The sequence below is a fragment of the Nocardia noduli genome (genome assembly GCF_019038455.1).
GTDB classification, from domain to species: Bacteria; Actinomycetota; Actinomycetes; order Mycobacteriales; family Mycobacteriaceae; genus Nocardia; species Nocardia noduli.
Window position 1 is genome coordinate 18,579 of record NZ_JAFMPL010000065.1, and the last position, 26,087, is coordinate 44,665.

Below are 26,087 nucleotides of genomic sequence, written 5' to 3' on the forward strand. Positions count from 1 at the left end.
AGAGGAGCCGAATATCGCCGCGCGTCCCCGGAGTCGACCGAGGACCCGATTCGGGGAGTGTCGGGCCGGTCGCCGCTTTCCGTCTGCCGTGGGTCGCAGACCTCGACCGGTGATCCGCGGTGGTCGTACCATGACCCGATGTCTTCGAGTGGAAAGGTCGCGCTGGTCACCGGGGCGACCAGCGGAATCGGTCACGCCACTGCGATATTGCTGGCCGAGCGGGGCGCACACGTGCTGGTGACCGGGCGCGACGGCGAGCGGGGGAACGCGGTCGTGGAGCGGATCCGCGCGGCGGGCGGCACCGCCGATTTCCTGCGCGCCGAACTCGGCGACGCGGACAGTGCGCGCGCACTGGTCGACGGAGCGCTCGGGGTCGCGGGCCGTATCGACATCCTCGTCAACAACGCCGCCATCGCGGTGTTCGGGCCCACCGCCGCGATCGCCGAATCCGATTTCGACGCCTGCTACGCGGTCAATGTGAAGGTGCCGTTCTTCCTGGTCGGCGCGATCGCCCCGGCGATGGCAGAGCGCGGATACGGCGTGATCGTCAATGTCAGCACCATGGTCGCCGGATTCGGCAGCCGGGGCTCGGCGGTCTACGCGTCCAGCAAGGCCGCGCTCGAACTGCTCACCAAATCCTGGGCGGCGGAATTCGGCCCGCACGGCGTGCGGGTCAACGCCGTCGCCCCCGGCCCGACCCTCACCGAGGGAACCACGGCGCAATACGGCAGCGAACGACTCGAAGCGCTGGCCGCGCAGGCACCCGCGCGTCGGGTCGCCCACCCGACCGAAATCGCCGAGACCATAGGCTTTCTGGTGAGCGACGCCGCCGGTTTCATCCACGGTGCGATACTGCCCGCCGATGGTGGCCGCACCGCTGTCTAGCAACCGGTGCGGTGCCCTGTCACGCCCCGCGTGGGCATCCCCTCATGCCATGCCCACGCGCACCGCACCCGCTTGCCCGACTACACCGCCGCGTGACTGAGCGCTCGGCGCGCGTAGGCACGCACGTCGGCGTCGCCGTCGTCGACCGCCGTCCTCAGGGCGTCCATGGCCGCGTTGTCGTCGCCATAGGTGGCCAGGGCGAGGACGGCGGCCTTGCGTACGTCCAGGTGCGGGTCCAGCAGTGCCGTCGTCAGCGGGGGGACGGCCGCGTCGACGGCGGCGCCGGACAGGCCCTTGGCCGCGCCGACGCGGACCTGCCAGGCCGAACTGCCGAGGGCCACACCGAGTTCCGAGACGTCCTCGGTGGTGGCGCCGAGTTGGGCGAAGGCCGCGTAGGCGGCGGCCCGCACCAAGGGGTCGGCGTCGGCGGCCAGGACGCGCACGGCGTCGACCCCGCCCGCGCCGATGGCGGCCAGACCGTGCGCGACGGCGATGCGCACCTCACGGTTCTCGTCGCCGACGGCGGACGCGACGCCGCGCCAGTCATCCAGTGAGACCGAGGCCCGCACGGCCTCGATGCGAACCCGGTGATCGGGATCGGTCAGACCCGCGGTGAACTGGGCGGCCGAACCCGCGTGCAATGCCCGCAGCAGGTCGATGACGGTCGCGCGGACCAGCGGATCCGGTGACCGCAGCCGCTGCGCCAATCCGTCGGCCGAGGGCAGAACCTCGACCAGTTCGCGCAGGCTCTCGGTCGCGGCGCGGCGCACCGAGGACGCCTCGTCGTCGAGCGCGCGCACCAGTTCGTCGGTGAACCGCTCCGGGGTGTGTTCGGTGAGGACCGAGAGCGCGGCCACGCGAACCACCGGATCGGGATCGCTCAGATAACTCGAAAGGTCTTCCACCGTCGGGGAATCCAGGGCGAGCAGGGTGACGATGCGCGGTGACGGCGGAGCGGGCGACACCCGCTCGGGCACCGCGGCGGCGACGTCCTGGGGCGCGCGTCCACCGACCAGTTCCGGCTGGGCGACGATCACCACGGATTCGTCCGCCGACGGCAGATCGTCCAGTCCGGGCACCGCGACGATGTAGGGCGCGACCGGACGTTTGAGGAATTCCATCTCACCGGAGCCGGTCTTGCGCAGATTCAGGTGATAGCGCCATGCCACGTCGTCGCGTTCGGGCAGGTCGGCCCGTTCGTGGTAGAGCCCCCAACGGGATTCGGTGCGGGTGAGCGAACTGCGCGAGGCCATTTCGGCGCAGTCGCGGATGAACGACACCTCCACCGCGCGCATCAGCTCGTGCGGGGTGCGCGCGCCCATGTCCGCGATATCGCCGCGCATCCGCTCGAAGGTCTCCACCGCGATCGACAGTTTGGCGGCGGTCTTGGGCGGGGCGACGTAGTCGTTGACGAAACGGCGCAATTTGTATTCGACCTGTGGCTGCGGCGGACCGTCCGGGTTGCGCAGCGGGTGGTAGACGAGTTCGTGCGCCGCCGCGAGCTGGTCTTCGGGGAGTTCGGTCGGAGCGTCGACCTCGGCGAGGGTGCCCGCGGCGTGTGCGCCGGCCAGATCGCCGTAGACGAACGCGCCGATCATGTAGTTGTGCGGCACGCAGGCGAGATCACCGGCGGCGTAGAGACCGGGTACGGTGGTGCGCGCGTTTTCGTCCACCCACACACCGGAGGCGGAATGTCCACTGCACAAACCGATCTCGGAGATGTGCATCTCGATGTCGTGGGTGCGATAGTCGTGGCCGCGGTTGCTGTGGAAGGTGCCGCGAGTGGGACGCTCGGTGGTGTGCAGGATGCCCTCGAGCGTGCTGAGCGTCTCGTCGGGCAGGTGCGACACCTTGAGGTAGATGGGGCCCCGCGCGGATTCGATCTCCTCCTTGACCTCGGCCATCATCTGGCCGGACCAGTAGTCGGAATCGACGAAACGTTCACCGTGCGCGTTGACCTGGTAACCCCCGAAGGGATTGGCGACGTACGCGCAGGCGGGCCCGTTGTAATCCTTGATGAGCGGGTTGATCTGGAAGCATTCGATACCGCTGAGCTCGGCGCCTGCGTGATAGGCCATCGAATAGCCGTCACCGGCATTGGTGGGGTTCTCGTAGGTGCCGTACAGGTAGCCCGACGCGGGCAGTCCCAGTCTCCCGCACGGACCGGTCGCCAGGATCACCGCTTTCGCGCCGACAGCGACGAATTCGCCGGTGCGCGTGTTCAATGCCGCCGCGCCGACCGCGCGCCCGCCGTCGGTGAGCACCCGCACCGGCATCAGCCGGTTCTCGATCTGGATCTTCTCGCGCATCTTGCGTTGCCGCAGCACGCGATACAGCGCCTTCTTCACATCCTTGCCCTCGGGCATGGGCAGGACGTAGGAACCGGAGCGGTGCACACGCCGCACCGCGTACTCGCCGTATTCGTCCTTCTCGAATTTCACCCCGTACTTCTCCAGCCGCTGCACCATGGCGAAGCCACGGGTGGCGGTCTGATACACGGTGCGCTGGTTGACGATTCCGTCGTTGGCCCGGGTGATCTCGGCGACGTAGTCCTCGGGTTCGGCCTTGCCCGGGATGACAGCGTTGTTGACACCGTCCATCCCCATCGCCAGCGCGCCGGAATGGCGGACGTGCGCCTTCTCCAGCAGCAGCACGTTCGCGCCCTGTTCGGCGGCGGTCAGCGCCGCCATGGTGCCCGCGGTGCCGCCGCCGATGACCAGCACGTCGCAATCGAGCCGGGTCCGGTCGTCGAGTTCCGGAATGTTCACAACTTCTCCAGTAGTTCGGCCTTCACCGACCGGCGATCCAGCGGGGTACGCGGTTCGGGGACGTCGACGAGGGCGCGCAGCGCGCCGCCGCCGAGTACCGCGATCCGGTCGCCCAACAGCAGGGCCTCGTCGAGATCGTGGGTGACGAAGACGATCGTGGTGGGGTGGGCGCGCCAGGTGTCGATCAGCAGGCGCTGCATGGTGGCTCTGGTCTGGGTGTCGAGGGCGCCGAACGGTTCGTCCATCAGCACCGCGCGCGGTGAGCCCGCGAGACTGCGCGCCAACTGGACACGCTGACGCATCCCGCCGGACAGGTCGCGCGGCAGGTAGTCGGCGTAATCGGTGAGACCGATCTCCTCCACCCAGTGCCGGGCGGTCTGTCTGCGCACCGACCGGGCGACACCGCGCAATTGCAGTGCCAGCTCGATGTTCTGGCGGGCCGTGCGCCACGGGAGCAACGCGTCGTCCTGGAAGACCAACGCCCGGTCGGCGGAGGGTCCGGTGACCGTCGCGCCGTCGGCCCCGATCCGCCCGGCCTGGGTCGGACGCAGACCGGCGATGGCGCGCAGCAGCGTGGATTTGCCGCAGCCGGATTTGCCGACGAGGACGAGGATCTCGCCCGGGGCGATGGTCAGGTTCAGACCGTCGATCACCGGCTCGCCACCGTAGGAGATGCGAATATCGTCGAGGCTCAGGCTCATTCCGGTATGCACCGGGGCCGAGGTCTGTGCGGTGGTCGTTGTCATCGCGATACCTCTCCCGGCAGCCAGCGGGTCACGCGGCGGCCGGTGTATTCGACCAGGGCCGAGGTTCCGAACCCGAGGATGCCGATGGTGATCATGCCGACGAAGACCGCCGGGTAGTCGACGATCGTGTACGCCTGCCAGGTGCGGTAGCCGACGCCGAGTCGTCCCGAGATCATCTCCGCGGAGATGAGGCAGATCCAGCCGACGCCGATGCCGACCGAGAGCCCGCTGAAGATGCCGGGCAGGATCCCCGGGAACACCACGCGCACGAGCACATCGGTGCGCGAGGCGCCGAGTGTGCGCAACGCGTCCTCCCAGATCGTCGGCAGCGCGCGCACCGCGTGCCTGGTGCTCACCAGCACCGGGAACAGCGAGGCGGTGAAGGTGATGAAGACGATGCCGGACTCATCGCTGGGGAACAGCAGGATCGCGACCGGCACCAGCGCGATGGCCGGAATCGGGCGGACCAGTTCGGTGAGCGGTCCGAACACCGCGGCGAGCAGATCCGAACGTCCGAGACCGATACCGGCGAGCACGCCGACCACCGCCGCCAGACCGAATCCGGTCAGGATGCGGATCAGCGACTGACCGATATCGAGGTAGTACTCGTCGCGGCCGAACTGCTCACCGAATTCGGCGACGATCTCGGTGACGGTGGGCAGTGTGTCGAAGCGCAGCCACGCTCGCACATTGTTCGCGGTCAGCAGCTGCCACAGCCCGACCGCCGTCGCCACCGACAGGATCTGGATCACCCTGGTACGCCAGCCGGAGACGCGGCGACCACGGGAACCCTTGACGGTTTCGCCGGTCCGATCGGCCGTAGGGCCCGCCACAGCCGCGGTGCTCATCCACGGACTTCCGTCACGGCCTGGTCGTAGGACACGACCACGGCGGCGGGATGGGCCTGGCGGTAGCGCTGGGCGGCGGCGGGTGTGGTGAAGGGCAGGTAGGTCTGCCCCTCGCGCAGCCAGCTCGCCTTGTCCGCGAACCAGCGGGTGCCGAGTTCGGCGTCGGGGATGTAGGCGGCGCGGATGACGGTGCCCTTCGCCTTCGCGGCGGCGACGGCGCGCAGCAGGCAGGTGGCGTCGGCCGCGGGCTCGGGCCGGTCGGCGCCTTCGAGCCACAGTTCGCCCGCGGTGGGCGCGCCGTCGACGGCGCGGCCGCAGACGCGGTCGGTGCCGGTCACCCGGCTCGGATTGACGGTGGAGGCCTTGGCCTGGTCGTAGTCGCCGTACCCCTGTGCGCCGTAGACGGTGCGCAGCGCCGTCTCGTCGACGAATCCGTCGATGTTCAGGTCGGCGAAGTCACCGATCGACTTCAGGTACGGCACATCACCTTCGAGCGCGTCGATCAGACTCGGTTTCACCGTGACGTCGAAGGAGGTGCCGCCCGGCCCGTTGTACAGGTAGACGACCTCCTGGGGCAGGCCCGATCCGTCGGCGACGATCTTCGCGGCCTCGAAAGGTTTGTCGTTGAGGAATTTCGTGGCGTCGAGCTGTGCGGCGAGGAACGCCTCCAGCACCTCGGGATGCTCGGCGGTGTAGGCGCGGCGGGCGACCACGCCGTGGAAGGTCGGCACATTCAGTTCCGCGCCGTCGTAGAGCAGTTTCGCCTTGTTCTGGAATACCAGCAGACCCGGCCACGCCACGAATTGCGACAGCGCGCCGACCTGGTGCGATTCCAGTGCCGTCGCGCCGACCTGCGGCTGCTGGTTGAGCACTTCCACGCCCTTGGCCGGATCGATGCCCGCCCGCGACAGCGCCTGCACCAGGGTGCCGTGACCGGCCGAGCCGACACTGGCCGAGACCTTCTGGCCGGATAATTCGTTCAGGCTGGTGGCCGCCGAATCCGTCGGCACCACAACCATATTCAGCGCGCCCTTGGGGTTGTATCCGGTCACCGAGACCAGGGCCGTCTTCGAGCGTTCGTTGGCCTGGGTCCTGGAGCCGTTGATCAGCAGCGGGTAATCGCCCATCGAGCCGATATCGATCTTCTCCGCCACCATCTGCGCGGTGATGGGCGCTCCGGTGTCGTAGTCCTGCCACTCCACCTGATATTTCGCGCCGCCGCGTTCGGTGATCTTCTGTAGCCGCTGCTCCAGATAACCCTGCGCGCGCAGCAGGGTTCCCGCGGTGACGGTGTTGATGGTCTTCGATTGGTAGCCGACCACGACTTCGACGGTGCCGGCCGGGGTGTCACCGGAACTGTCCAGCGAACAACCGGTCGCGGCGAGCGCGGCGGTGAGGACTGCTGCGAGAGCAAGGGGCGCAAGGCGTTTCATCGATTTTCCAGAATCTTTCAACGGAGCAGATAGGGCATATTGACGGTGACCGCGCCCGTGGGACAGCGAGCGGCGCACGGACCGCAGTACCAGCACTCGTCCACGTGCATGAAGGCCTTGCCGTTGTCGGGGTTGATCGCCAGGGAGTCGAGTGGGCAGATCTCGACACACAGCGTGCATCCCTGGATGCACAGCGATTCGTCGATGGTGACGGGGATATCGCCGCGCTGATTCGCCAGTGCCATCAGATGACCTTCCATTCCGGTGTGCTGCGGGTGAGACTGCCGCGCATGGTGATTCGGTCGCCGCGCATGCGGATGTACTCCAGATCGACGGGCCTGCCGTCGTCGAGTCGGGTGAGTCGCTCGAGCATGAGCAGTGGTGCGCTGTCGGGGATCTCCAGCGTCGAGGCGGTGTGCGGGTCGGCGGAGACGGCCTCGAGCGCCAGATCGGCCGAACCGAGCGACTGCCCGCTGATCTGTTCGAGGAGCACGAAGATGTCGGTGGTCTCCAGATCGTGGCCGAGCACCTCGGTGCCGATATCGGGCACGAGGTAGGTCAGGTCCAGACTCAGCGGGAGATCGGCGAGGTAGCGCAGTCGTTCCAAGTAGACGACCCGCTCCCCCGGCGCGACGCCGAGTCGCCGCGCCACGGCGGGCGGTGCGGTGACGTGCATGGCGGCGCGGACCTCGTTGCGCACGGTGCCGTGCCCCTTGAGGGTCTCCTGTAGACCGAGCAGCGCGTCGAGGCCGTGATCGTATTTGCGCTGCGCGACCCTGGTGCCGACCTTGGGCACCCGGTCGATGAGACCTTCGTCCTTGAGCAGGGCCAGCGCCTCGCGCACGGTGTTGCGCGAGGCCGAGTACTCGGCGGCGAGTTCCTGTTCGCCGGGCAGCACCTCGTCGAAGGCGCCCGCGTGGATCTGATGACGCAGAACGTCGGCGACACGGCGCGCCTGATCGGCGCGCAAGTGCCGTACGGGCGCTGGTTCCGCCGCCATCTCATCCCCTTGTCGGTCGCTGACCTGCATGGATAGCGACGATAGCGGGACGGGACGACCCCGCTGGGCCACGGCGGACCCCTGCCGATTCAGGGGATGTTATTGCGCCGGTAGGTGGCGGGCTCTACCTGCGGGAATGAATGGGTGAACGGCATTAACGCCACCCCCGTCACCGGCGGCGACTTAGGATCACGTCGATTCCAATTCGCCGCCGATGCGCGGGGACGCGGTCAGAACCAGCTGTCGCGCATCTCCAGGGTGGTGCGATCCAGCGATTCGAGCAGGTCGAGCTGCGGTGCCGTCCTCGGCAGTTCGTAGCGGTAGAAATACCTGGTCGCGGCACGCTTGCCGTCGTAGAAATCGCCGTCTCCGCTCTGCGCGGCGAGCGACTGCTCGAGCCAGATCCAGGCGAGCACGATATGCCCGAACGCCTCGAGGTACACACTCGAATTGGCCATCGCGGCGGCCGGATCGCCCGCGCCGAACATCGCGCCGGTCACGGCCACCAGCCGCTGCCAGACGGCGGCGAGTTCCGCGCCGAATTCGGCCGCGTCGCCGCCCTGCCCGGTCGCCGCGACCACGGTGTCGGCGATCCGGGCCGAGAGCACCCCGAGACTCGCGCCGTCGTACTGGACGACCTTGCGTCCGAGCAGATCCATGCCCTGGACGCCGTGGGTGCCCTCGTGGATCGGATTGAGGCGATTGTCGCGATAGTGCTGTTCGACATCGTATTCGCGGGTGTAGCCGTAGCCGCCGTGCACCTGGATGGCCAGATTGTTGGCCTCCAGACACCACTGCGACGGCCAGCTCTTGGCGACACCGGTGAGGATCTCGAGCAACAGCGTGTGTTCGCGCGCCACCTCGGCGTCGGTCTCGGTGCGCCGCAGATCGACGAGCCGGTTGCAGTACAGCAGCAGGCCGAGCGCGCCCTCGACATAGGATTTCTGGGCCAGCAGCATGCACCGCACGTCGGCGTGCTCGATGATCGGGATCTGTTGCGTCGCAGGATCTTTAGCGTTGGCCGCACGGCCCTGACGACGTTCGCGCGCGTAGTCGAGCGATTTCAGGTAGCCGGTGTAGCCGAGCGCCGTCGCGCCGAGCCCGACGCCGAGGCGCGCCTCGTTCATCATGTGGAACATGTAGGAAAGGCCGCGATGCGGTTCGCCGACCAGATAGCCGACCGCCCCCGCCGCGCCGTCCGGCGTGAAGGCGCCCTCACCGAAGTTCAGGACCGTATTGGTGGTCCCGCGATACCCCATCTTGTGGTTCAGCCCCGCCAGCACCACATCGTTGCGCGCCCCGAGGGAACCGTCCGCGTCGACGAGGAATTTGGGAACGACGAACAGCGAGATGCCCTTGACCCCGGCGGGCCCGCCGGGGATCTTGGCCAGCACCAGGTGCACGATGTTCTCGGTCAACTCGTGGTCGCCGCCCGATATCCACATCTTGGAGCCGGTCAGCCGATATGTGCCGTCGGACTGCGGCTCGGCGCGGGTGACGATGTCGGCGAGCGAGGAACCCGCCTGTGGTTCGGACAGGCACATGGTCCCGGTGAAACGCCCCTCGACCATCGGCCGGACGAACCGGTCGATCTGTTCGGCGGTGCCGTGCTCGGCGAGGAGATTGGCATTGCCGACGGTCAGGAACAGGTACGCGGCCGTGCCGACGTTCGCGGCCTGGAACCAGCTGAAACCGGCGGCCTCGACGGCCGAGGGCAATTGCAGCCCGCCGATCTCCTCGTCCATTCCCGCGCCGAGCAGATTCGCCTTGGTGAACGCCTCGATCGCGGCTTTCACCTCGGGGATGATGGTGACCCGCTCGCCGTCGAAGGTCGGCTCGTTGCTGTCGTTGCGTTTGTTGTGCGGGGCGAAATGGCGCGTCGCCAGATCCTCGCAGAGATCCAGGAAGCCGTCGAAGGTCTCCCGGGAATGCTCCTCGAACCGCGGCAGGGAGGTCAGTTCCTCGACCCGCAGCCATTCGTAGAGCAGAAAGTCCAGATCCCGTCGGGAGATCAACGTCGAGCGCACGGGGTACATCCTCTCGCGATAGTCCGATTCCGGACGAGAGCCCGGGAACTATTTGATACGTTACTATCCCTGTGTCGCGAATGGATCGGTGCCCGGCGGGTCCGCACGGGGGCCGTAGGTGTTGAGGAACAGCACCGGGCCGTCACCGAGCGCACCGCGCGCGATCAACTCCGGCACGGCGGCGAACGCCTTCGCCGTGTACACCGTTTCCAACCGCAATCCGACCGAGGCCGCGCGCTCGGCGGCGCGCACCGCCTGCGGTGTCGGGTGACCGTAGCCGGGACCGAGCCAGTCGCGCAGCATCGTCACCTCGTCGGCCCGCACGACCGGGGGCGCGACGCGCAGACCACGGGAGACCAGCACGGCCCCGGCCCGCTCGGCCAGCCCGACGATCCGTCGCGCGTCCAGCGGCAGGCTGTCGTTGACCACGACGCCGAGCACGCGGGTGCGCAGACCGGCCCACTTCAGCCCGAGCGCGAGCCCGGCCGCGGTTCCGCCCGACCCGACCGGTACCACCAGGTGGGCGGGCTCGGGCAACTCGCCCGCCGCGACCTGCTCGGCGAGTTCGAACGCCGCCTCCACGTAGCCGAGCGCGCCGATCGGCGAGGAACCGCCGACGGGCAGGTAGTACGGCAGTTTCGCGCCGCGCGCATGGCGCAGCATCAACCACGGCGCGGCCACCATCGTGCGCGCCTTGGTGCGCGTGAAACGCAGGACGGCGCCGGAGTTCTCCAGCCGGGCCAACTGTGCCCGGACATGGTCGTCGATCGGCTGATCCACCAGCGCCAGGACGGTGTCGATCCCGTATTCGCGACCGTATCGCGCCACCGCGAGACCCCAGTTGGTTCCGGTGCCGCCGACCGTCAGGATGGTGTGCGCGCCGCGCCGCAGCGCTTCGGGCAGCAGCCATTCCAATTTCCTGATCTTGTTCCCGCCCCAGCCGCCCGCCCCGTAGCCGCTCTCGTCCTTGCACCACACGGGCAGGCCCGCGTCCAGCGCCAACTCCCGCACCGGCGTCGGCCCCTCCCCCAGACTCAGATACGGCAGGTGGGCGGCGAGTTCGGGGAAACGCCGATGCAGGTGCGGATCGGTCACCGGATGCTCCGTCGCGGCTATCGGGGCTCGTCCACCACCACGACCACCCCGCTCGGCGCCTCCAGCAGCGCGACGGTGGCCGTGGCGGCGTGATCGATGTGCACGCGGGGCGGCGGGGGCGGAGTGGATTCGTAATACGTTCCCGGACCGTAGAACTGGCCGTATTTCAGCACGACGCCGCCCGCCTCCAGCACCGCCGACTCGTGCGTCGCGATCTCCGCGCCACGACCGGCGGGCGGTTCCCAGGCGATGCTCTGGGCCAGAAACCGTTTCGCGTCCGCGGCCGCTGCGGCGTCGAGCAGATTGCGGGTGCCCTCGGTGCGGATCCGGCTGTTGGCCGCACCGCTTTCCGGAAGCCGCGCGAGATCGTCGGGCAGATCGGTGAGCTGGTGCATGACCAGATCCGGCCGGAACTCGACGACCGCCGCGGTGAGCGCGGCCGGGTCGTACACGTCGCAGACCACGGGCGTCGCCCCGGCCGCGGATATCTCGTCCGCTTTCCGCGCGGACCTGGTCATTCCCGCCACCTCGTGTCCGGCCTCGATCAGCAGCGGCACCAGACGGACTCCGATCACGCCGGTCGCCCCGGCCAGAAAGATGCGCACCGAACCAACACTAGCGATCACCACCGGGCGGCGCCGGTACCGTCGCAACACGCGGCCCGTCGTCGCGTGACCGGCGCCGGGTCAATTCCACGGCAGGGCGCGGTACCCCGCCGAGAGCGCCGTGGACAGTTCGCCGTAGGCGATCTCCAGTTCCGCCAGGCGGGTCCATGCGGCGTGCATCTCGTCGCTGCCGGGGTCGATCGTCATCAGCAGGTGGAAGGCGAGATCCGAGGCCGCCGCCATCCGGTCGATCGTCACGCCGAGCGGTTCGGCGACGGTGCGCACACCGGGACGTGGGTCGGGCAGGGCCAGCCGCGCCCATTCGTCGATCTCGTCGATGAGTTCCCCGCGGTAGTAATCGATCTCGGCGGCCCGCTCCGGATGACCGCGGCGCTGCCTGTGCAATTCGGCGAGACCGAACGCCTGCGCGCACAGCGGTCCGAGCAGATAGTGCCCTCGCAGGGCCGCGAGCAGCTGATCCTTGGACGGCAACACTTCGCGCACCGCACCGCGATTGTCGCCCATCAGCGAAAGCCCTCCCATCGTCGGCGCCTGGTGTCTGTCACCGGGTTACCACCAGCGGCACGGGCTAACGCATCTATTTCGGACCAACGGCTGTGTTCGATCCCACGTCCGCCGTCTCCGCGGCGCTTCGCGCGCCGACGACGGCGTCCAGTCGCGCGCCGAGACCGTTCACCTGATCGCGCAACGCGATCACGGTTTCCAGTGGCCAGGCCACTTCGGTGAGTACCGATTCGATCATCTGCCGCGCCCGATCCTGTAGTGCGCGACCGGCATCGGTGGCCCGCAGCTGCACCGCGCGCCGATCATGCGGGCTGCGCACACTTTCCACCAGACCGTGTGCCTGGAGCCGCTGGATCAGCGGTGAGACCGTGCCGTAGTCCAGATGTAGTCGTTCTCCGAGTTCCCGCATGGTCATCCCCGGTTGTTCCCAGAGTGCCAGCAAGGCGAGGTACTGCGGATATGTCACCTCCATCGCGTCGAGGAAGGGCCGGTAGGCGGCGGTCATGGCACGTGAGGTCGAGTACAGGGCGAAGCACAGTTGGGCGGCGAGCGAGAGCAGGTCGGTGTCGGTTCCCCCCGCGATCGCGGTAGCACCGCCGGAGGTTTCGGCCGCTTCGACACGCACCACGGGTGTGGGATGCGTTTCGGGCATATCTGCACTGTACGCACCGACACGGGTTTCCCCCTGTCGACGTGGGGATACCCACTGTTCACCTCCGCGCCGAAACCGCCCGGACGGCACCGTCGACGGCGAGGGTCGCGTCCGCCAGCCGCTCGATCACCCGGGACTGGTGGCTGATCAGAACCAGTGCCAGACCCTGTTCGCGCAGTTCGTCGAGCAGATCGAGCACGACTGCGCGCGTACGCGCGTCGAGCGAGGCTGTGATCTCGTCGCAGATCAGCACGCGCGGGCCCGCCGCCAGTGCCCTGGCGATCGCCACCCGCTGCTGCTGACCGCCCGAGAGCGACCCGGGACGGCGCTGTGCCAGAACCGGATCCAGCCGCACCGCCTCGAGCAGACGTTCGGTCTCGCGCGCGGCGTCCCGTTCGTCCATACCGCGCAGCAGCCGCGCCGGTCTGGCGATCTGCGCGCCGACGCGATACGCCGGATTCAGCGAGGTCGCCGGATTCTGGAAGATCAGCTGTATCGCGCGACGCTGGTCGACGGTGCGCCGATCGACGTCGCGGGCCAGCCGGTGCCCGTCGAGTTCCACCTCGCCGCCCTCGGCCGGATGCAATCCGGCCAGTGCCCGTGCCACCGTGGTCTTGCCCGCGCCCGAAGGTCCGGTGAGGGCGAGACATTCCCCCGGCCGCACACCGAAGGCCAGTCCGTCGGCGACCGCGCCGAACCGGCTGCCGTGCCGATATCCGACCCGCAGCGCCGTCACGCGCAGCACCGGCGCGGCGTCCACGGCGATATACCGCGTGGTCGATGTGGTTGCCGCCATGAGCTTTTCGGCGCGGTAGGGCGCGAGCGAGACCACCGCACCCCGTTCGAGTTCGAGAACGTCGTCGATCAGCGGGGCCACGGTGGACAGGTCGTGGGTGATGACGAGCAGGGTGATCGCGGTGTCGCGGCGGATCTCGCGGACCGTGTCGACGAGTTCGGTCCTGGTCCCGGCGTCCAGGCCGGTGGTGGGTTCGTCGAGTACCAGCACCGCCGGTTCGCCGACCAGGGCCATCGCGAGCAGCACGCGCTGCTGCTGTCCGCCGGACAGTTGGTGCGGGAACCTGCGCCGGAACGCGCGATCCTCGGCCAGACCCACCCGCCGCAGCGCCCGGGCCACGGCGGCCCGACGGTCCGAACCGCCGTGCAGGCGGGCGATCTCGCCGATCGCGGTCCCGACGCGCAGGGCCGGATTGAGGCCCGACGCCGGATCCTGCGGCACGTACCCGACCGTCCTGCGGCCGCTCGCTCCCGCACCGACCGAAACGGTCCCCGATGCCGACAGTCCGGGCGACAGCGCACCGAGCACCGCCGACGCCAAGGTGGACTTGCCCGCGCCGGACGGGCCGATCACCGCGAGTCCGCGGCCGGGCCGCACCCGCACCGACACGTCGTCGAGTAGGGGGTCGCCGCCCGGCCCGAGCACGGTCAGCGCCTCGATCTCCAGCCCGATATCGTCGGCGCGCGTGCGCACCGGAGCCCATCGCGTCGGTGGCCGGTCGAGGCCGAGCGCCCGGTCGGTGACCATATTGACCGAGACCACCAGCGCCATGATCAGCACGGCCGGTGCGAGCACCGCCGACGGCTGGAGGGCGAATCCCGGACGGTTCTCGGTGATCATCAACGCCCAGTCGGCCGAGGGCGGGCGCAGGCCGAGTCCGAGGAATCCGCTCACCGCGACCATCGAGATCGTCATCGACACGCGCACTCCGGCGTCGGCGAGCACCACCGAGCGCACCGACGGCAGCACCTCCACCAGCGCCAGCCGCCACAACGGTTCGCCGCGCGCCCGCGCCGACTCGACGTACCCGGTGGGCACGACCTCGAGCACGGCCGTGCGCACGATCCGGATGATCCACGGCACCGAGGCGAGCGCGCAGGTCAGCACGATGGCGGCGGGCCCGGCCCCGATCGCGGTCGCGATGACGGCGAGCATCAGAAACCACGGCATCACCACGATCGCGTCGACCGGTCGCATGATCCAACGGTCGGCCGGGCGACGCAATCCGGCGAACAGCCCGAATGTCACACCGAGCGAATAGGCCACGGCCAGCGCGAGACTCGCGATCGAGAGCAGCGGCAGCCCGCCGTGCATGATCCTGGACAGCACATCGCGCCCGACCACGTCGGTGCCGAGCAGGTGGCGCGCGCTCGGCGCCTGGAAGGGCGGACCACCCGGCGCGGTCGGCGAATGCGGGGCGAGCGCCGGACCGAGCAGCGCCAGCAGCAGGACGCCCGCCGTGATCGCGGCCCATCCGGTCCGGAACCACCTGTGCCCCTTCACGACCGCCCCGCCACGATCAGATGCCTGGCGCGCGGTCCGACCAGCAACGCGAGCAGATCCGCGAGCAGGTAGATCCCGATCCCGAACGCGGCCATCAGCACGGCGGCGGACTGCACGAACGGGAAGTCGCGAGCCGAGATCGCGGCCAGGATCTCCTGGGAGAGCCCGGGATACACGAAAAGCGTTTCCACCACCGCGATTCCACCGAGCAGACCGACCACCGAACCGGCGAGCGGGTGGATCGAGGCCGATACCGCGTTGGGAGCGGCGTGGCGCAGGATCAGCCGCCATTGCCCGATCCCGTTGGCTCGCGCGGTCCTGATGTAGGCCGAGGCCATGACCTCGGCCGTCTGCGCCCGCACCATGCGGATCGGATGCGGGGCCAGCCCGGTCAGCAGGCATATCACCGGCATGACGAGGATCTCGGGTCGGGCGGTCACCGCGGTACCCGTCGGAACCAGTGACACGGCCGGGAGGACGTGCAGCGTCAACGACAGCACGGCCACCAGCAGCACACCGGAGACGAAGGGCGGCACCGACTCCGCGGTCAGCGCGCTCACGCTGACCGCCCGGTCGGCGCGCGAACCCGCACGCGCGCCTGCGGTCAGCCCGAGCCCGAGTGCCAGCGGGATCAACAGCGCGGCGGTGATCACCGCGAGCACCGCGCTGTTGCCCGATCGGCTCAGCAGCACCTCGCGGACCGGTCGACCGGAGATCAGCGAATCACCGAAATCGCCGCGCGCGAATCCCTTCGCCCATTCGGCGAACCGGACCGGCGCGGGCCGGTCCAGTCCCAGTTCGGCGCGCAGCGCGGCCACCTGCTCCGGGGCGGGGTCGGCCCCGCCGACACGCGACAGGATCACCGTCGCCGCATCCGAATCCAGCGACTCGAACAGGCAGAACACCGCGAGCGCGACCAGCGACAGCACCACGATGGCGCCGCCGACGCGCCCGATCACGTAGCGAATCACGACCGTCGGCGTTCGCTACCGCGCCAACCAGGTGGTCGTGTAGTTGGCCCAGTCGTCGGTACCGGGCACCCCGGCCCGCACACCGCCGACATCGTTTCGCGCCGCGTCGGGCCGTTTGGCGAAACTGTGCAGGATGTATCCGCCTTCGTTCCAGAGTTGTTCCTGGAGTTCGTGATACAGCACCCGGCGGCGGTCCTGGTCGAGTGTCGCCCTGACCTCGGTGAATTTCGTGTCCCAGGCCGCGTTCCGCCATCCGGTGCCGTTGCTCGGCGAACCGGTGGTCATGGTCTGGCCGTAGAAGTAGTCGAGACTGTAGTTCCACCAACCGACGTGGGTCAGCGGCTGTTTGCCCGCGACCTGGGTGAAATAGGTGTCGGCGGGCACGGATTCGAGTTTCACGGTGATTCCGGCCGCCTTGGCGTGCTCGACCAACAGCGTCGCCGATTCGATCATGCCCGGCATGCCGTCGGCCGTCTGCAAGGTGACCGTGAGATTCTCCTTGCCCGCCTGACGCAGCAGTTCGCGCGCCCGCGCCGGATCGTAGGCGCGCTGCGGCAGCGAATCGTCGTAGAACGGCGCGCCCTTGCCGTAGATGTCGTTGCCCACCTCGGCATAGCCGTAGTACACGGTGTCGACCATGGCCTGCCGATCGACGGCCAGGCGCATGGCCTGGCGCACCCGCACATCGTCGAAGGGCGGGAGGTCGACGCGCATCTGGAAGGAGTCCATGAGTCCGAACGGATGCAGCACGACGGTGATATCCGGATCGTTCTCCAGCGTGCGCGCCTGAAGATAGGACATCTCGTGCACGATATCGGCTTCCCCGGACAGGAAGGCGTTCACGCGGGCCTCGGTCTCGGCGATCTGGATGATCTCGACCTCGTCGAGCAGCACCTGCCCGTCCCAGTACCGATCGTTGCGGCGCAACAGTGTTCGATCGCCGGGCGACCAGTTCGCCAGTGCGAAGGGGCCCGTGCCCACCGGCAGCGTCCGCGCGTCGAAGGTGGTCGTCCCGTCCTTGATGACGTAGCAGTACCAGCCCGCGAGCACCGAACCGAAATCGGCGAGTGGGGATTTCATCCCCACGATGACGCCCAGTTCACCGTCGGCCCTGGTGCGCGACATGTCGACCATCGAGAGATCGCCCGAGGAATGTTTGGCCGGGTCGAGCATCCGCTCGAAACTCCAGAGCACATCGCGGGAGGTCAGCGGTGTGCCGTCGCTGAAGACGACGCCGGGACGCAACGCGATCCGCCATCGGCTGCCGTCCGCGTCGGGCGTCAGCGATTCCGCGAGCCGGTAGCGCAGCGTCAGATCGTTGTTGTAGGCGACGAGTTTGTCCCAGACATTCTTGGAGACCGCGCCGCCCGCCGAACTGCCCGCCTGATACGGATCGAGTACGTCGACGCTCGCCGACCTGCCCGCGATCACCGAACGCAGTCGCCCGCCGGGACGCGGCGGCCCCTGCGGTCCCCGGGGGGCCACGTCGTCGGCGGCGCAGCCGATCAGCGATCCGCCCGCCGACGCGGCCAGAGCCGCAGCTCCGGCGCCGAGCAGGAATGTCCGGCGCCGCAATGCGGGCACGGTCGATCTGGAGTTGTCCATAGCCATCCTCGTGGTGCGATCCCTCTACCGTGGACGCAGGTGTCCTGGCTCCCGGATCGACGCGCACCGCCTGCCTTCCAACCCGGGTAGGTCGTGGCAACGAGATCGGCGGATTACTCCTCGGTGACAGTTGCGGGACAGCCCCGGATTCGCACCGGTGTTCCCTTCGTCCGGATCAGACGTTACAAGCCGCGAGCCCCGAGCACACATCCACGCTCGTCGGCCGGGGAACCCGATGCGGCCGAATCACGCGGATGCACCGGCGGTCACACCGCGCTCGCGGTGGCGCGACGACGACGCGCGGCCGCGATCCGGCGACCGATGACACCCTGTCGCGGTGCGAACAGGTACACCGCCGTGAAGGTCAGCCCCTGGACGACGACGACCATCGCCCCGGAGGCGGTGTCCAGGTGATAGCTCAGATACAGGCCCGTCACCGCCGCCGCGACCGAGACCGCGGGGGCGATGACGAGCATGCGCTGGAATCGGTCGGTGAGCAGGTACGCGGTCGCGCCGGGAATGATGAGCATCGCGACCACGAGCACCACGCCCACCGCCTGCAACGCCACCACCGAGGTCAGCGCGAGCAGTCCGAGCAGGGCGATACCGAGCCAACGGGTGTTCAGGCCGATCGCGTGGGCGTGCACGGGGTCGAACGCGTACAGGGTGAAATCACGTCGCTTGAGGACGAGCGCCGTCAGCGTCAGCGCCGCCAGGACGACGATCTGGACGAGCTCGGATCGGCTGACCCCGAGCAGATTCCCGAACACGATGTGATTGAGATCGGTCTGACTCGGCGTCACCGAGACCAGTACCAACCCGAACGCGAACAGCGTCGTGAACACGATGCCGATCGCGGCGTCCTCCTTGATGCGGCTGGTCGACCGCACCACCCCGATCAGTGCCACCGCCAGGAATCCGAAGACGATCGCGCCGACCGCGAAGGGCAGGCCGACGATATAGGCCAGCACCACCCCTGGCAGTACCGCGTGGGAGACCGCGTCGCCCATCAACGACCAGCCGATCAGCACCAGCCAGCACGAGAGCACCGCGCAGACCACCGCCGCCGTCACGGTGGTGGCCAGCGCCCGCACCATGAATTCGTAGCGCAGCGGGTCGATGAAGATTTCCTCGAAACTCATTGCGTCCGTCTCACCTTCGGCCGTTCACACACGGTTGAGCACATCGAGGCCGAAGGCCGCCGCAAGATTCTCCGGGCGCAGCACCGTCTCCGGATCCCCCTGCGCCAGCACCGTTCTCATCAGCAGCACGGCCTCGTCGGCGAGGCCGGGCAGTGCGTGCAGGTCATGGGTGGACACCAGGACCGCGGCGCCCGCCGCCGCGAGTTCGCGCAGCAGCGCGGTGATGGCGGCCTCGGACCGCTTGTCGACACCGGCGAAGGGCTCGTCCAGCAACAGCACCGTCGCCCCCTGGGCGAGGGCACGACCGACGAAGGCCCGCTTCTTCTGCCCACCCGACAACCGCCCGATCTGCCGGTCGCCGAGGTCGGTCAATTCGACCCGCTCCAGCGCCTCGGCCACCGCTTCCCGGTCCGCGCGCCGGGGGCGGCGGGTGAACCCCATCCGGCCGTAGCGCCCGGTCATCACCACATCGCGTACCGACAGCGGGAAACTCCAGTCGACGTCCTCGCTCTGCGGCACGTAGCCGAGAACGCCGCCGCGCCGCGCGGCCTTCGGGGCGACGCCGTCGACCAGCACCGTCCCGTGATCGGGTTCGATCGACCCCATGATGGTCTTGAACAGCGTCGACTTCCCGGAACCGTTCATCCCCACCAGACCGCAGACCCGCCCGTGCTCGAGTCGCAGCGCGACGTCGTCGAGGGCGAGCACTTCGCCGTAGCGCACGGTGACGCCGTCGACCCGGATCGCGCTCACCGCTGCTCGCGCCTCGCCCGCTTCCCGCACCCCGTCCGCTTCCCGCATTTCACTTGCTTCCCGCATATCACTTGCTTCCCGCATATCACTGCCGCCCGGTGAGCGCGGCGCCGATGGTCTGCGCGGCGTGGCGGATCAGCGCCAGGTAGGTCGGTACCGGACCGTCGGCCTCCGACAGCGAATCCACGTACAGCACACCGCCGTACGAACTTCCCGAAGCCTCGACGACCCGGCGCATCGGCGCGTCGGACACCGTGGATTCACAGAACACCGCGGGCACCCGGGCGGATTTCACCATATCGATGACCGAGGCGATCTGCTGCGGTGTCGCCTGCTGTTCGGCGTTGACCGGCCAGATGTACTTCTCGGTCAGACCGGCGTCACGGGCCAGGTAGGAGAACGCGCCCTCACAGGTCACCAGGGCACGCTGTCCGGCGGGCAACGTACTCAGCGTCCGCACCAATTCCTCGTGGACTCCGCGTAATTCGGCTTTGTAGCGTTCGCCGTTCGCGCGGAAATCCGCGCGGTGTCCCGGATCGAGATCGGTGAAAGCGCGCACCATGTTGTCGACGTAGACGAGCACGTTCAACGGTGACATCCACGCGTGCGGATTCGGCTTGCCCCGGTAGGCGTCCTCACCGATCTCGATCGGCGCGACGCCCTCGCTGACCACCACGTGCGGCACCTTCACCTCGGAGACGAACCGGGCGAACCAGGCTTCCAGGTTCATCCCGTTGTCGACGATGAGATCCGCGCGCGTGGCCTTCCTGATATCCCCCGGTGTCGGTTCGTAGCCGTGGATCTCGGCCCCGGCCTTGGTGATCGACTCGACCTCGAGGTGCGGACCCGCGACATTGCTCGCGATATCGGCGAGCACCGTGAACGTGGTCAGGACCACCGGCCGATCGCCGTCGGCGGCGCCGCTGCCGCACGCGCTCGCGCCCATCGCCGACAAACCGAACGCGATCGCCGCGAGCAACCGGCCCGTGGCCGCGAGCCGCCGACGGCGGTGCCGAATCTTCATACGGCGAAATCCTAATGTTCGGGTCGACTAACTTTCAAGTTCGAACATGTGAAACCGGAATCGTCCGTATGGACGCGCCGGATCGGCCACGCCGGAGACCGACCGGATCAGCGCAGGTCCAGCCCTCGTGGAGCCCGGATTCCGGAACGTGAGAATTCCTCGCGCGATCGACCGATCCGTGGGCGACCGCCCCGCGAATTCCTTGTCCCGGCGAGCGGACATCGCCCCCGCTGATCACTCCGAAGTCCGACCAGGAGCTCACGATGAACACAGCATTCCCGCTTCGCACCGTCGTCATGGACTGCCGTATCGAACCAGGACCGATGACCGTGGCCCGAGCGCATCGCGAGATGCAACGGCACCTCGACTGCTCGGTGGACACCTGCCGCGTCCGCCGCCGGGCCCGTGCCGTGCTGGTTCGCGCGGGCGCCATGACCCTCGACGACCGCGCCCTGCCCTGACCCCGAAACGCCGAACGTCGCCCGCGGAGTCCACGGGCGACGTTCGGTCGTGCTCACTGTCGAATGCGGTCAGATCACCGAGTTCATGATCGTGCCCGCGCTGGTCGCGACGGCGCCGCCGGCCATCGCACCCGCCACCATCTTCGGCGACTGGAGGCTGCCGCCGTTCCATTTCTCCCACGCGAAGCGACCGCCGCCGTAGGTGATGGCGGTGATGCCGGACAACTGAACGAGCCAGGTGAAATACCGGCCGATCTGCAACAGCTTGTCCGCCAGCGGTGGAGCCTCCGGGGTCGGATTGCCGACCTGCGCGAGGACCGTCTCATGTAGCGCGCAGAGGATCGTGCTCACTGTCATGCTCCTTCGGATGACGAGGTGATGCTCGAAAGGGGATTGACGAGAACAGGCGCACGCAGAAACTCGTTGACCTCACCAATTGAACAGCATCGGGTCGGTGCGATTGAACCGACACTCCGGTCCGTACATGACTCGGCTCACAGTCGTGTCCCGTGCGCAGAGAGGCGTAGCGTTCTAGGATTCGGAGTGCAGTCGGTTCATCCGGGTTCACACCCGATTCGGCGCGATGTTGCGCCAAACCCCTTGTAGACGCCATAGAGCACCCTATTTCCGGGGAGGCCACCATGGATCACTTCGTCGCACTGCTCCTACTCTCGATCGCCGCGATCGCGGCGGTGATCGTCGCCAGCTACGCCACCGTCACGGCGACCTACTGGTTCGAATCGCGCCACTACGACGGGGGCGAATCACCCGAGGTCTCGGCGGCGCGCTGACAGCGTCGATCGTCGCCTCGCGGACTCACCCCGTGCGCGGCTATCGCGCCGGCTCGGCGTCGGGGCGCAGATAGGCCACGATGGCATTGGTGAGTCCGCGTCGCGCGAGATCGAGGTCGGTGTAGGTACCGAGCTGGCGTTCCGAGACGATCCCCCGCATGGCGCCGGGGATGAACGCGGCGACTTCGGCCACCCGATCCGGATCGACATCGAGTCCGGCGAACCCTCGACGGCAGGTCTCCAACCACGCCCGGCCCCACGACGCGAATTCGGCGGCGGTGCGGGGATAGAGGCGTTCGAACTCCTCCCGATCGCGCGGTAGCGCGGCGCGCAGATTCTCGATGGCGCGCGAATCCCCCGTGGTCAGCCCGTCGTACATGGTGTCGACGATCGCCGCCACCCGTTCGCGCAGCGACGCGGACGACGGCGCGCCGACCGGCATATCGCCCCGGCGTTCGGCGATGTAGCCCAGCACCGCCGCCCACAATCCGTCGATATCGCCGAACTGGTACTTGACGGTCCCCCAGGTGGCGCCGATCTCCTTGGCGATCCGGTTACCGGATACCGCCGCCGGATCACCTGTCGCCAGACACCGCAGCGCGGTGTCGAGCATCGACTCCCTGGTGGCGAGTCCGCGCCTGTTGCTGCGCCTGCCGAGCACCCCGGGATCCGTCATCCACCCGATCCTAGTGGCAGTTCCACCGCGTCCGGATCCCGCGCGAACCAGTTTCACAGAGACCTCTGTTATTTTTTCACAGAGCCCACTACGATTCTGCGGACAGGCGTCCTCCGACCGAATGGGAAGGCAGCGGAGATGGCCAAACCGCCGTTATCGATGAAGCCGACCGGATGGTTCCAGGTCGCGTGGTCCGCGGAGATCGGCCTCGGCGAAGTCCACCGAATGAAGTACTTCGACACGGAGATGGTCGCGTGGCGCTCGACCGACGGCCGGGTCGCGGTGATGGACGCGTACTGCGAACATCTCGGCGCGCACCTCGGCCACGGCGGTCGCGTCGACGGTGATCGCATCGTCTGCCCGTTCCACGGCTGGGAGTGGGACAGCACGGGCCGCAATGTCCGCATCCCGTACGAGAAACGCCCCAACAGGGGTCGTCGAATTGGCAGCTATCCCGTCGCCGAGCTCAACGAATCGATTTTCATCTGGCACGATATCGACGGTGGCGCACCGTATTTCGATGTGCCCGATGTGCTGGCCGGATTCGACGACGATCGCGGGGCCGCCGACTACTATCCCGCCGCCACGCTGTTCCGGCCGGGCCTGGAACTGCATCCGCAGTACGTGATGGAGAACGGCGTCGATTTCGCGCACTTCACGTTCGTCCACAAAGTGCCGTTCATGCCCGACATCACCCGGCACGATTTCACACGGCCCACGTCCTACGTGGATTTCACCATCGCCTTCGAGAACGGTATCCGCGCGGAGGACGTCTCGAGCGGCGTCGAGGCAGTCAACGCCGGACTCGGCGTCGCCGCGACGAAGAGTTGGGGCATGGTCGACAATCGCACGCTCACCGCCGTCACGCCGGTCGACGACGCCACCTCCGACGTCCGGTTCAGCGTCTGGATAGGCAGGCGACCCGGCGACGAATCGTCCGAACTGCCCACGGGGGCGAAATTCCTGGCCGACGCCGTCATCGAACAGTTCACGGCCGATATCCGGATCTGGGCGCATCAGCGCTACAGCGACCCTCCGTCGCTGACCCACGGCGAATACGACGGCTTCACCCAGCTGCGGCAATGGGCGAAACAGTTCTACCCCGCCGCGCCGACCGCACCCACCCCCGTCACCTCGGAGAGGACACAGAGATGACCACGAGAACAGGCGCCGAGCGGATACGCGTTTTCCAGGTCGCGACCGGCAATGTCGGATCCGAGATGATCAAGCGGATCGGCGAGCATCCCGACCTCGAATTGATCGGCCTGCACTGCTACTCGCCCGAGAAGATCGGACGCGACGCCGGAGAGATCGCGGGGATCGGCGCGGTCGGCGTCCTCGCCACCGGCACCGTCGAGGAGATCATCGCCGCGCGGCCCGATGTGCTCACCTTCCACGGGGTGTTTCCCGACGAGGCGCTCTACGAGCGGGTTCTCGAAGCCGGGATCGATATCGTCACCACCGCCGACTGGATCACCGGCCATCATCGCGACCGCAACCATCCGCATCCGTCGGGACGTCCGGTCAGCGAGGTTCTGCGAGCGGCGTGCCTGCGTGGCGGATCGACGTTCTACGGCACCGGGATGAATCCCGGTCTGTGCCAGATCCTGGGCGTCGTCCACAGCGCCGACGTCTCCGAGATCGAGAATGTCACCGTGATCGAGTCGGTGGATGTCTCCTGCCATCACTCGGTGGAGACGTGGAAGGAGGTCGGCTACGGCAAACCGGTCGACGATCCCGGCATCCCGGCGTCACTGGAGAAATACACCCGCGTCTTCTCCGACAGCGTGTACATGATGGCCGACTGTTTCGATCTCGAACTCGACGAGGTGACGTTCAGCTACGAACTCGGCGCGTGCACCAAGGATATCGACCTCGGTTGGTATCAACTGCCGAAGGGCTCGCTCGGCTCCAATTACATCAAATACCAGGGCATGGTGGACGGGATCGCGCGGGTCGAATCACACCTGGAATGGCAGATGACGCCGTACACCGACCCCGCCTGGGATATCAAGGGCTGCTACATCACCCAGATCACCGGCGACCCGAACATCTACAGCAAACATATGATCTTCCCCAAAGCCGGTGCGCGGTTGGACAATCCGGAGGACTTCGCGTCGATCGGCATGACCGTCACCGGATTACCGGCGCTCAACGCGATCCGCGGCGTGGTCGCGGCCGCGCCGGGAATCCTCACGAGCGCCGATCTGCCCCTGCGCGGATTCGGCGGGCGTTTCAAACTCTCGTAGCGGTCGGGAAAGGCCCTACCCGACCCGCACCAGAAGTTTGCCGAAATTGCGTCCCTCGAGCAGTCCCATGAACGCCTCCGGAGCCTGCTCGAGGCCGTCGACGACATCCTCGCGGTACTTGACGCGCCCCTCGGCGATCCACCCCGACATATCCGTCAGGAAATCGTCGTACATCTCGTCGACGAATTCGGTCTGGATGAATCCGCGAACCGTCAGACTCCTGGTGAGAATACGAGAGTAGAAGGCGGGCAGTCGATTCGGTTCCTCCGGCGCGTTCCCGGTGTTGTAGTCGGCGATGAGACCGCAGACCGGAACCCTGGCGTAGGTGTTGAGCAGCGGGTACACGGCCTCGGCGACCGCGCCGCCGACATTCTCGAAGTAGATGTCGATGCCGTCGGGCACCGCTTCCCGAAGCCGCGCCGCGAAATCGGGGTCGCGGTGGTCGATCGCGGCATCGAAACCGAGTTCGTCGCGCAGGTAGGCCACCTTCTTCGGGCCGCCCGCGACCCCCACCGCGCGCACGCCCTCGATACGCGCGATCTGCCCGACGGCGGAGCCCACCGGGCCGCTCGCCGCGGCCACCACCAGCGTTTCACCACGCGCGGGACGACCGATCCGCAGCAGACCCGAGTAGGCGGTGAAACCCGGCATGCCGAGCACGCCGAGCGCCGTCGACACCGGCGCCCGATCCGGATCGAGGACCCGCAGTCCTTTCCCCCGCGTTACCTGATGTGTCTGCCAGCCCGAATGGGACTGCACCACATCACCTTTCGAAAGTCCGGGCGCGCGCGACTCCAGCACCTCGGACACGGTGCCGCCGACCATGACGGCGCCGACCTCGACCGGGGCGGCATACGATTTCGCCGCGCTCATGCGGCCGCGCATATACGGATCGAGCGACAGGTACAGCGTGCGCAACAGCACCTGACCGTCGCCGGGCGGCGGCAGTTCGGCCGACTCGGTGCGGAAGTTCGCCGCGGTGGGAACCCCCTCCGGACGGGAGGCGAGCACGATCTGCGTCGATGCGACCATGCCTCCACCCTAACCCGACGGCCGGACGAGCCCCCGACCTCACCGGCCGTCCGCGACGACCGTGCGTTAACCCCCACTGCCACAACAATTCCCGGGAATCGAGCGGGACGGACCGCCACCGAGGTCACGGTCGGATACGGCGAGCGGACAGCAATGGCAGGGCAATGTCGTGGAAATGATCACGCAACGGGCGAGTGGTGTCATCGACGCACCATCCAGGCCCGGCCGCACCACCCGGCCGAGGGCGTCCACGATCACTCCACCGGAGAGGTACCGTGTTCGAAACCTGTTACAGCCCACACGATGTCGCCCATCTGCTGCGCCACCGATACGGATTACCGGTCGAACTCTCCGAATCGCGGCCCACCGTGGTCTGCGGCGCGCGACTCGACGCCGTCGACATGCCCGCGCTCCTGGGCTCACGGGTACTGGAGATTCTCCGGGACAGCGACATCGGGCCGGTCGTCGCCAACCCACGCGACACGACCTGGACCTTCCTC

Annotated in this window: 25 protein-coding genes, 1 pseudogene and 1 riboswitch; of the genes and pseudogenes, 6 read left to right on the plus strand and 20 right to left on the minus strand. The window is 68.0% G+C overall.

The features are described 5' to 3' along the window. The first annotated feature begins 138 nt into the window (after positions 1-138). Positions 139-885 carry an SDR family NAD(P)-dependent oxidoreductase gene (locus tag JZ792_RS27280; protein WP_216914775.1) on the plus strand — a complete coding sequence of 249 codons (747 nt, stop codon included), beginning with the start codon at positions 139-141 and terminating at the stop codon, positions 883-885. Positions 886-965: 80 nt separating this feature from the next. Here the strand turns inward: JZ792_RS27280 and JZ792_RS27285 are convergent, their stop codons facing one another. The 17 genes from JZ792_RS27285 to JZ792_RS27365 all read right to left on the minus strand — a co-directional run bounded on the left by JZ792_RS27285 (position 966) and on the right by JZ792_RS27365 (position 20,378). Then, a complete protein-coding gene (locus tag JZ792_RS27285; protein ID WP_216914776.1) occupies positions 966-3,653 on the minus strand; it encodes a fumarate reductase/succinate dehydrogenase flavoprotein subunit in 2,688 nt (895 codons plus the stop codon). Beyond that, the gene (locus JZ792_RS27290; RefSeq protein WP_216914778.1) at positions 3,650-4,399 is read right to left on the minus strand and encodes an ABC transporter ATP-binding protein; all 750 of its coding nucleotides are present in this window, start codon (positions 4,397-4,399) and stop codon (positions 3,650-3,652) included. Before JZ792_RS27290 ends, JZ792_RS27285 begins: the two co-directional genes overlap by 4 nt. After that, positions 4,396-5,247 (minus strand): ABC transporter permease, encoded by an 852-nt coding sequence (locus tag JZ792_RS27295; RefSeq protein WP_109524231.1) that lies wholly within the window; start codon positions 5,245-5,247, stop codon positions 4,396-4,398. Before JZ792_RS27295 ends, JZ792_RS27290 begins: the two co-directional genes overlap by 4 nt. Continuing rightward, positions 5,244-6,680, minus strand: a complete 1,437-nt coding sequence (locus tag JZ792_RS27300; protein WP_216914780.1) for an ABC transporter substrate-binding protein — start codon at positions 6,678-6,680, stop codon at positions 5,244-5,246. Before JZ792_RS27300 ends, JZ792_RS27295 begins: the two co-directional genes overlap by 4 nt. A gap of 17 nt (positions 6,681-6,697) precedes the next feature. Then, positions 6,698-6,925: a 4Fe-4S dicluster domain-containing protein gene (locus tag JZ792_RS27305; protein WP_216914782.1), complete on the minus strand. Its 228-nt coding sequence runs from the start codon at positions 6,923-6,925 to the stop codon at positions 6,698-6,700. Then, entirely contained in the window at positions 6,925-7,680 is a 756-nt protein-coding gene (locus JZ792_RS27310) for a GntR family transcriptional regulator (protein ID WP_254190425.1), read from the minus strand. Before JZ792_RS27310 ends, JZ792_RS27305 begins: the two co-directional genes overlap by 1 nt. 230 nt (positions 7,681-7,910) lie before the next feature. Then, the gene (locus JZ792_RS27315) at positions 7,911-9,707 is read right to left on the minus strand and encodes an acyl-CoA dehydrogenase (RefSeq protein ID WP_216914786.1); all 1,797 of its coding nucleotides are present in this window, start codon (positions 9,705-9,707) and stop codon (positions 7,911-7,913) included. A gap of 63 nt (positions 9,708-9,770) precedes the next feature. Beyond that, positions 9,771-10,802 (minus strand): 1-aminocyclopropane-1-carboxylate deaminase/D-cysteine desulfhydrase, encoded by a 1,032-nt coding sequence (locus tag JZ792_RS27320; protein WP_216914788.1) that lies wholly within the window; start codon positions 10,800-10,802, stop codon positions 9,771-9,773. Positions 10,803-10,819: 17 nt separating this feature from the next. After that, positions 10,820-11,407, minus strand: coding sequence for an NAD-dependent epimerase/dehydratase family protein (locus JZ792_RS27325; RefSeq protein ID WP_216914790.1), 588 nt, complete (start codon positions 11,405-11,407; stop codon positions 10,820-10,822). Positions 11,408-11,488: 81 nt separating this feature from the next. Further along, a complete protein-coding gene (locus tag JZ792_RS27330; protein WP_216914792.1) occupies positions 11,489-11,950 on the minus strand; it encodes a hypothetical protein in 462 nt (153 codons plus the stop codon). Positions 11,951-12,005: 55 nt separating this feature from the next. Continuing rightward, on the minus strand, positions 12,006-12,584 hold the full coding sequence (locus JZ792_RS27335; RefSeq protein WP_109524226.1) for a MarR family winged helix-turn-helix transcriptional regulator: 579 nt from the start codon (positions 12,582-12,584) through the stop codon (positions 12,006-12,008). Between the two features lie 58 nt (positions 12,585-12,642). After that, entirely contained in the window at positions 12,643-14,883 is a 2,241-nt protein-coding gene (locus JZ792_RS27340; protein WP_216914794.1) for an ABC transporter ATP-binding protein/permease, read from the minus strand. Then, a complete protein-coding gene (locus JZ792_RS27345; protein ID WP_308165482.1) occupies positions 14,880-15,854 on the minus strand; it encodes an ABC transporter permease in 975 nt (324 codons plus the stop codon). The genes JZ792_RS27340 and JZ792_RS27345 overlap by 4 nt, the downstream gene beginning before the upstream one ends. 15 nt (positions 15,855-15,869) lie before the next feature. Next, complete coding sequence (locus JZ792_RS27350) at positions 15,870-17,459, minus strand: ABC transporter substrate-binding protein (protein ID WP_216914796.1); 1,590 nt, start codon at positions 17,457-17,459, stop codon at positions 15,870-15,872. An 18-nt stretch (positions 17,460-17,477) separates the two neighbouring features. Continuing rightward, positions 17,478-17,664: riboswitch (cobalamin riboswitch) on the minus strand. A 61-nt stretch (positions 17,665-17,725) separates the two neighbouring features. Next, the gene (locus tag JZ792_RS27355; protein ID WP_216914798.1) at positions 17,726-18,601 is read right to left on the minus strand and encodes a metal ABC transporter permease; all 876 of its coding nucleotides are present in this window, start codon (positions 18,599-18,601) and stop codon (positions 17,726-17,728) included. A gap of 24 nt (positions 18,602-18,625) precedes the next feature. Beyond that, entirely contained in the window at positions 18,626-19,402 is a 777-nt protein-coding gene (locus tag JZ792_RS27360; protein WP_216914816.1) for a metal ABC transporter ATP-binding protein, read from the minus strand. A gap of 37 nt (positions 19,403-19,439) precedes the next feature. After that, positions 19,440-20,378, minus strand: coding sequence for a metal ABC transporter substrate-binding protein (locus JZ792_RS27365; RefSeq protein WP_216914800.1), 939 nt, complete (start codon positions 20,376-20,378; stop codon positions 19,440-19,442). Positions 20,379-20,641: 263 nt separating this feature from the next. Here JZ792_RS27365 and JZ792_RS27370 point away from each other — a divergent pair, with 263 nt between their 5' ends. Next, the gene (locus JZ792_RS27370; protein WP_157978363.1) at positions 20,642-20,839 is read left to right on the plus strand and encodes a hypothetical protein; all 198 of its coding nucleotides are present in this window, start codon (positions 20,642-20,644) and stop codon (positions 20,837-20,839) included. A gap of 69 nt (positions 20,840-20,908) precedes the next feature. Here JZ792_RS27370 and JZ792_RS27375 read toward each other — a convergent pair whose 3' ends face one another. After that, the gene (locus JZ792_RS27375) at positions 20,909-21,190 is read right to left on the minus strand and encodes a hypothetical protein (RefSeq protein ID WP_109524220.1); all 282 of its coding nucleotides are present in this window, start codon (positions 21,188-21,190) and stop codon (positions 20,909-20,911) included. Between the two features lie 290 nt (positions 21,191-21,480). Here JZ792_RS27375 and JZ792_RS27380 point away from each other — a divergent pair, with 290 nt between their 5' ends. Continuing rightward, positions 21,481-21,630, plus strand: a complete 150-nt coding sequence (locus JZ792_RS27380) for a hypothetical protein (RefSeq protein WP_216914802.1) — start codon at positions 21,481-21,483, stop codon at positions 21,628-21,630. A gap of 40 nt (positions 21,631-21,670) precedes the next feature. On the opposite strand, the gene JZ792_RS27385 is transcribed toward JZ792_RS27380, so the two are convergent. Further along, entirely contained in the window at positions 21,671-22,306 is a 636-nt protein-coding gene (locus JZ792_RS27385; RefSeq protein ID WP_216914804.1) for a TetR/AcrR family transcriptional regulator, read from the minus strand. A 138-nt stretch (positions 22,307-22,444) separates the two neighbouring features. On the opposite strand from JZ792_RS27385, the gene JZ792_RS27390 reads away from it, so the two are divergent. Then, complete coding sequence (locus JZ792_RS27390) at positions 22,445-23,461, plus strand: Rieske 2Fe-2S domain-containing protein (RefSeq protein ID WP_216914806.1); 1,017 nt, start codon at positions 22,445-22,447, stop codon at positions 23,459-23,461. Continuing rightward, entirely contained in the window at positions 23,458-24,555 is a 1,098-nt protein-coding gene (locus JZ792_RS27395; RefSeq protein ID WP_216914808.1) for an NAD(P)H-dependent amine dehydrogenase family protein, read from the plus strand. The genes JZ792_RS27390 and JZ792_RS27395 overlap by 4 nt, the downstream gene beginning before the upstream one ends. Positions 24,556-24,570: 15 nt before the next feature. Here JZ792_RS27395 and curA read toward each other — a convergent pair whose 3' ends face one another. Further along, entirely contained in the window at positions 24,571-25,587 is a 1,017-nt protein-coding gene (gene curA / locus JZ792_RS27400) for an NADPH-dependent curcumin/dihydrocurcumin reductase (protein ID WP_216914810.1), read from the minus strand. 275 nt (positions 25,588-25,862) lie between these two features. On the opposite strand from curA, the pseudogene JZ792_RS27405 reads away from it, so the two are divergent. Continuing rightward, positions 25,863-26,087, plus strand: a pseudogene (locus JZ792_RS27405) (hypothetical protein); the annotation flags it as partial.

Coding starts and splice junctions, on each gene's coding strand:
- JZ792_RS27280 (WP_216914775.1), top strand. CDS start 139: ATGTCTTCGAGTGGAAAGGTCGCGCTGGTCACCGGGGCGACCAGCGGA.
- JZ792_RS27290 (WP_216914778.1), bottom strand. CDS start 4,399: ATGACAACGACCACCGCACAGACCTCGGCCCCGGTGCATACCGGAATG.
- JZ792_RS27295 (WP_109524231.1), bottom strand. CDS start 5,247: ATGAGCACCGCGGCTGTGGCGGGCCCTACGGCCGATCGGACCGGCGAA.
- JZ792_RS27300 (WP_216914780.1), bottom strand. CDS start 6,680: ATGAAACGCCTTGCGCCCCTTGCTCTCGCAGCAGTCCTCACCGCCGCG.
- JZ792_RS27305 (WP_216914782.1), bottom strand. CDS start 6,925: ATGGCACTGGCGAATCAGCGCGGCGATATCCCCGTCACCATCGACGAA.
- JZ792_RS27310 (WP_254190425.1), bottom strand. CDS start 7,680: ATGGCGGCGGAACCAGCGCCCGTACGGCACTTGCGCGCCGATCAGGCG.
- JZ792_RS27330 (WP_216914792.1), bottom strand. CDS start 11,950: ATGGGAGGGCTTTCGCTGATGGGCGACAATCGCGGTGCGGTGCGCGAA.
- JZ792_RS27335 (WP_109524226.1), bottom strand. CDS start 12,584: ATGCCCGAAACGCATCCCACACCCGTGGTGCGTGTCGAAGCGGCCGAA.
- JZ792_RS27350 (WP_216914796.1), bottom strand. CDS start 17,459: ATGGACAACTCCAGATCGACCGTGCCCGCATTGCGGCGCCGGACATTC.
- JZ792_RS27355 (WP_216914798.1), bottom strand. CDS start 18,601: ATGAGTTTCGAGGAAATCTTCATCGACCCGCTGCGCTACGAATTCATG.
- JZ792_RS27360 (WP_216914816.1), bottom strand. CDS start 19,402: ATGCGGGAAGCGGACGGGGTGCGGGAAGCGGGCGAGGCGCGAGCAGCG.
- JZ792_RS27365 (WP_216914800.1), bottom strand. CDS start 20,378: ATGAAGATTCGGCACCGCCGTCGGCGGCTCGCGGCCACGGGCCGGTTG.
- JZ792_RS27370 (WP_157978363.1), top strand. CDS start 20,642: ATGAACACAGCATTCCCGCTTCGCACCGTCGTCATGGACTGCCGTATC.
- JZ792_RS27380 (WP_216914802.1), top strand. CDS start 21,481: ATGGATCACTTCGTCGCACTGCTCCTACTCTCGATCGCCGCGATCGCG.
- JZ792_RS27385 (WP_216914804.1), bottom strand. CDS start 22,306: ATGACGGATCCCGGGGTGCTCGGCAGGCGCAGCAACAGGCGCGGACTC.
- JZ792_RS27390 (WP_216914806.1), top strand. CDS start 22,445: ATGGCCAAACCGCCGTTATCGATGAAGCCGACCGGATGGTTCCAGGTC.
- JZ792_RS27395 (WP_216914808.1), top strand. CDS start 23,458: ATGACCACGAGAACAGGCGCCGAGCGGATACGCGTTTTCCAGGTCGCG.
- curA (WP_216914810.1), bottom strand. CDS start 25,587: ATGGTCGCATCGACGCAGATCGTGCTCGCCTCCCGTCCGGAGGGGGTT.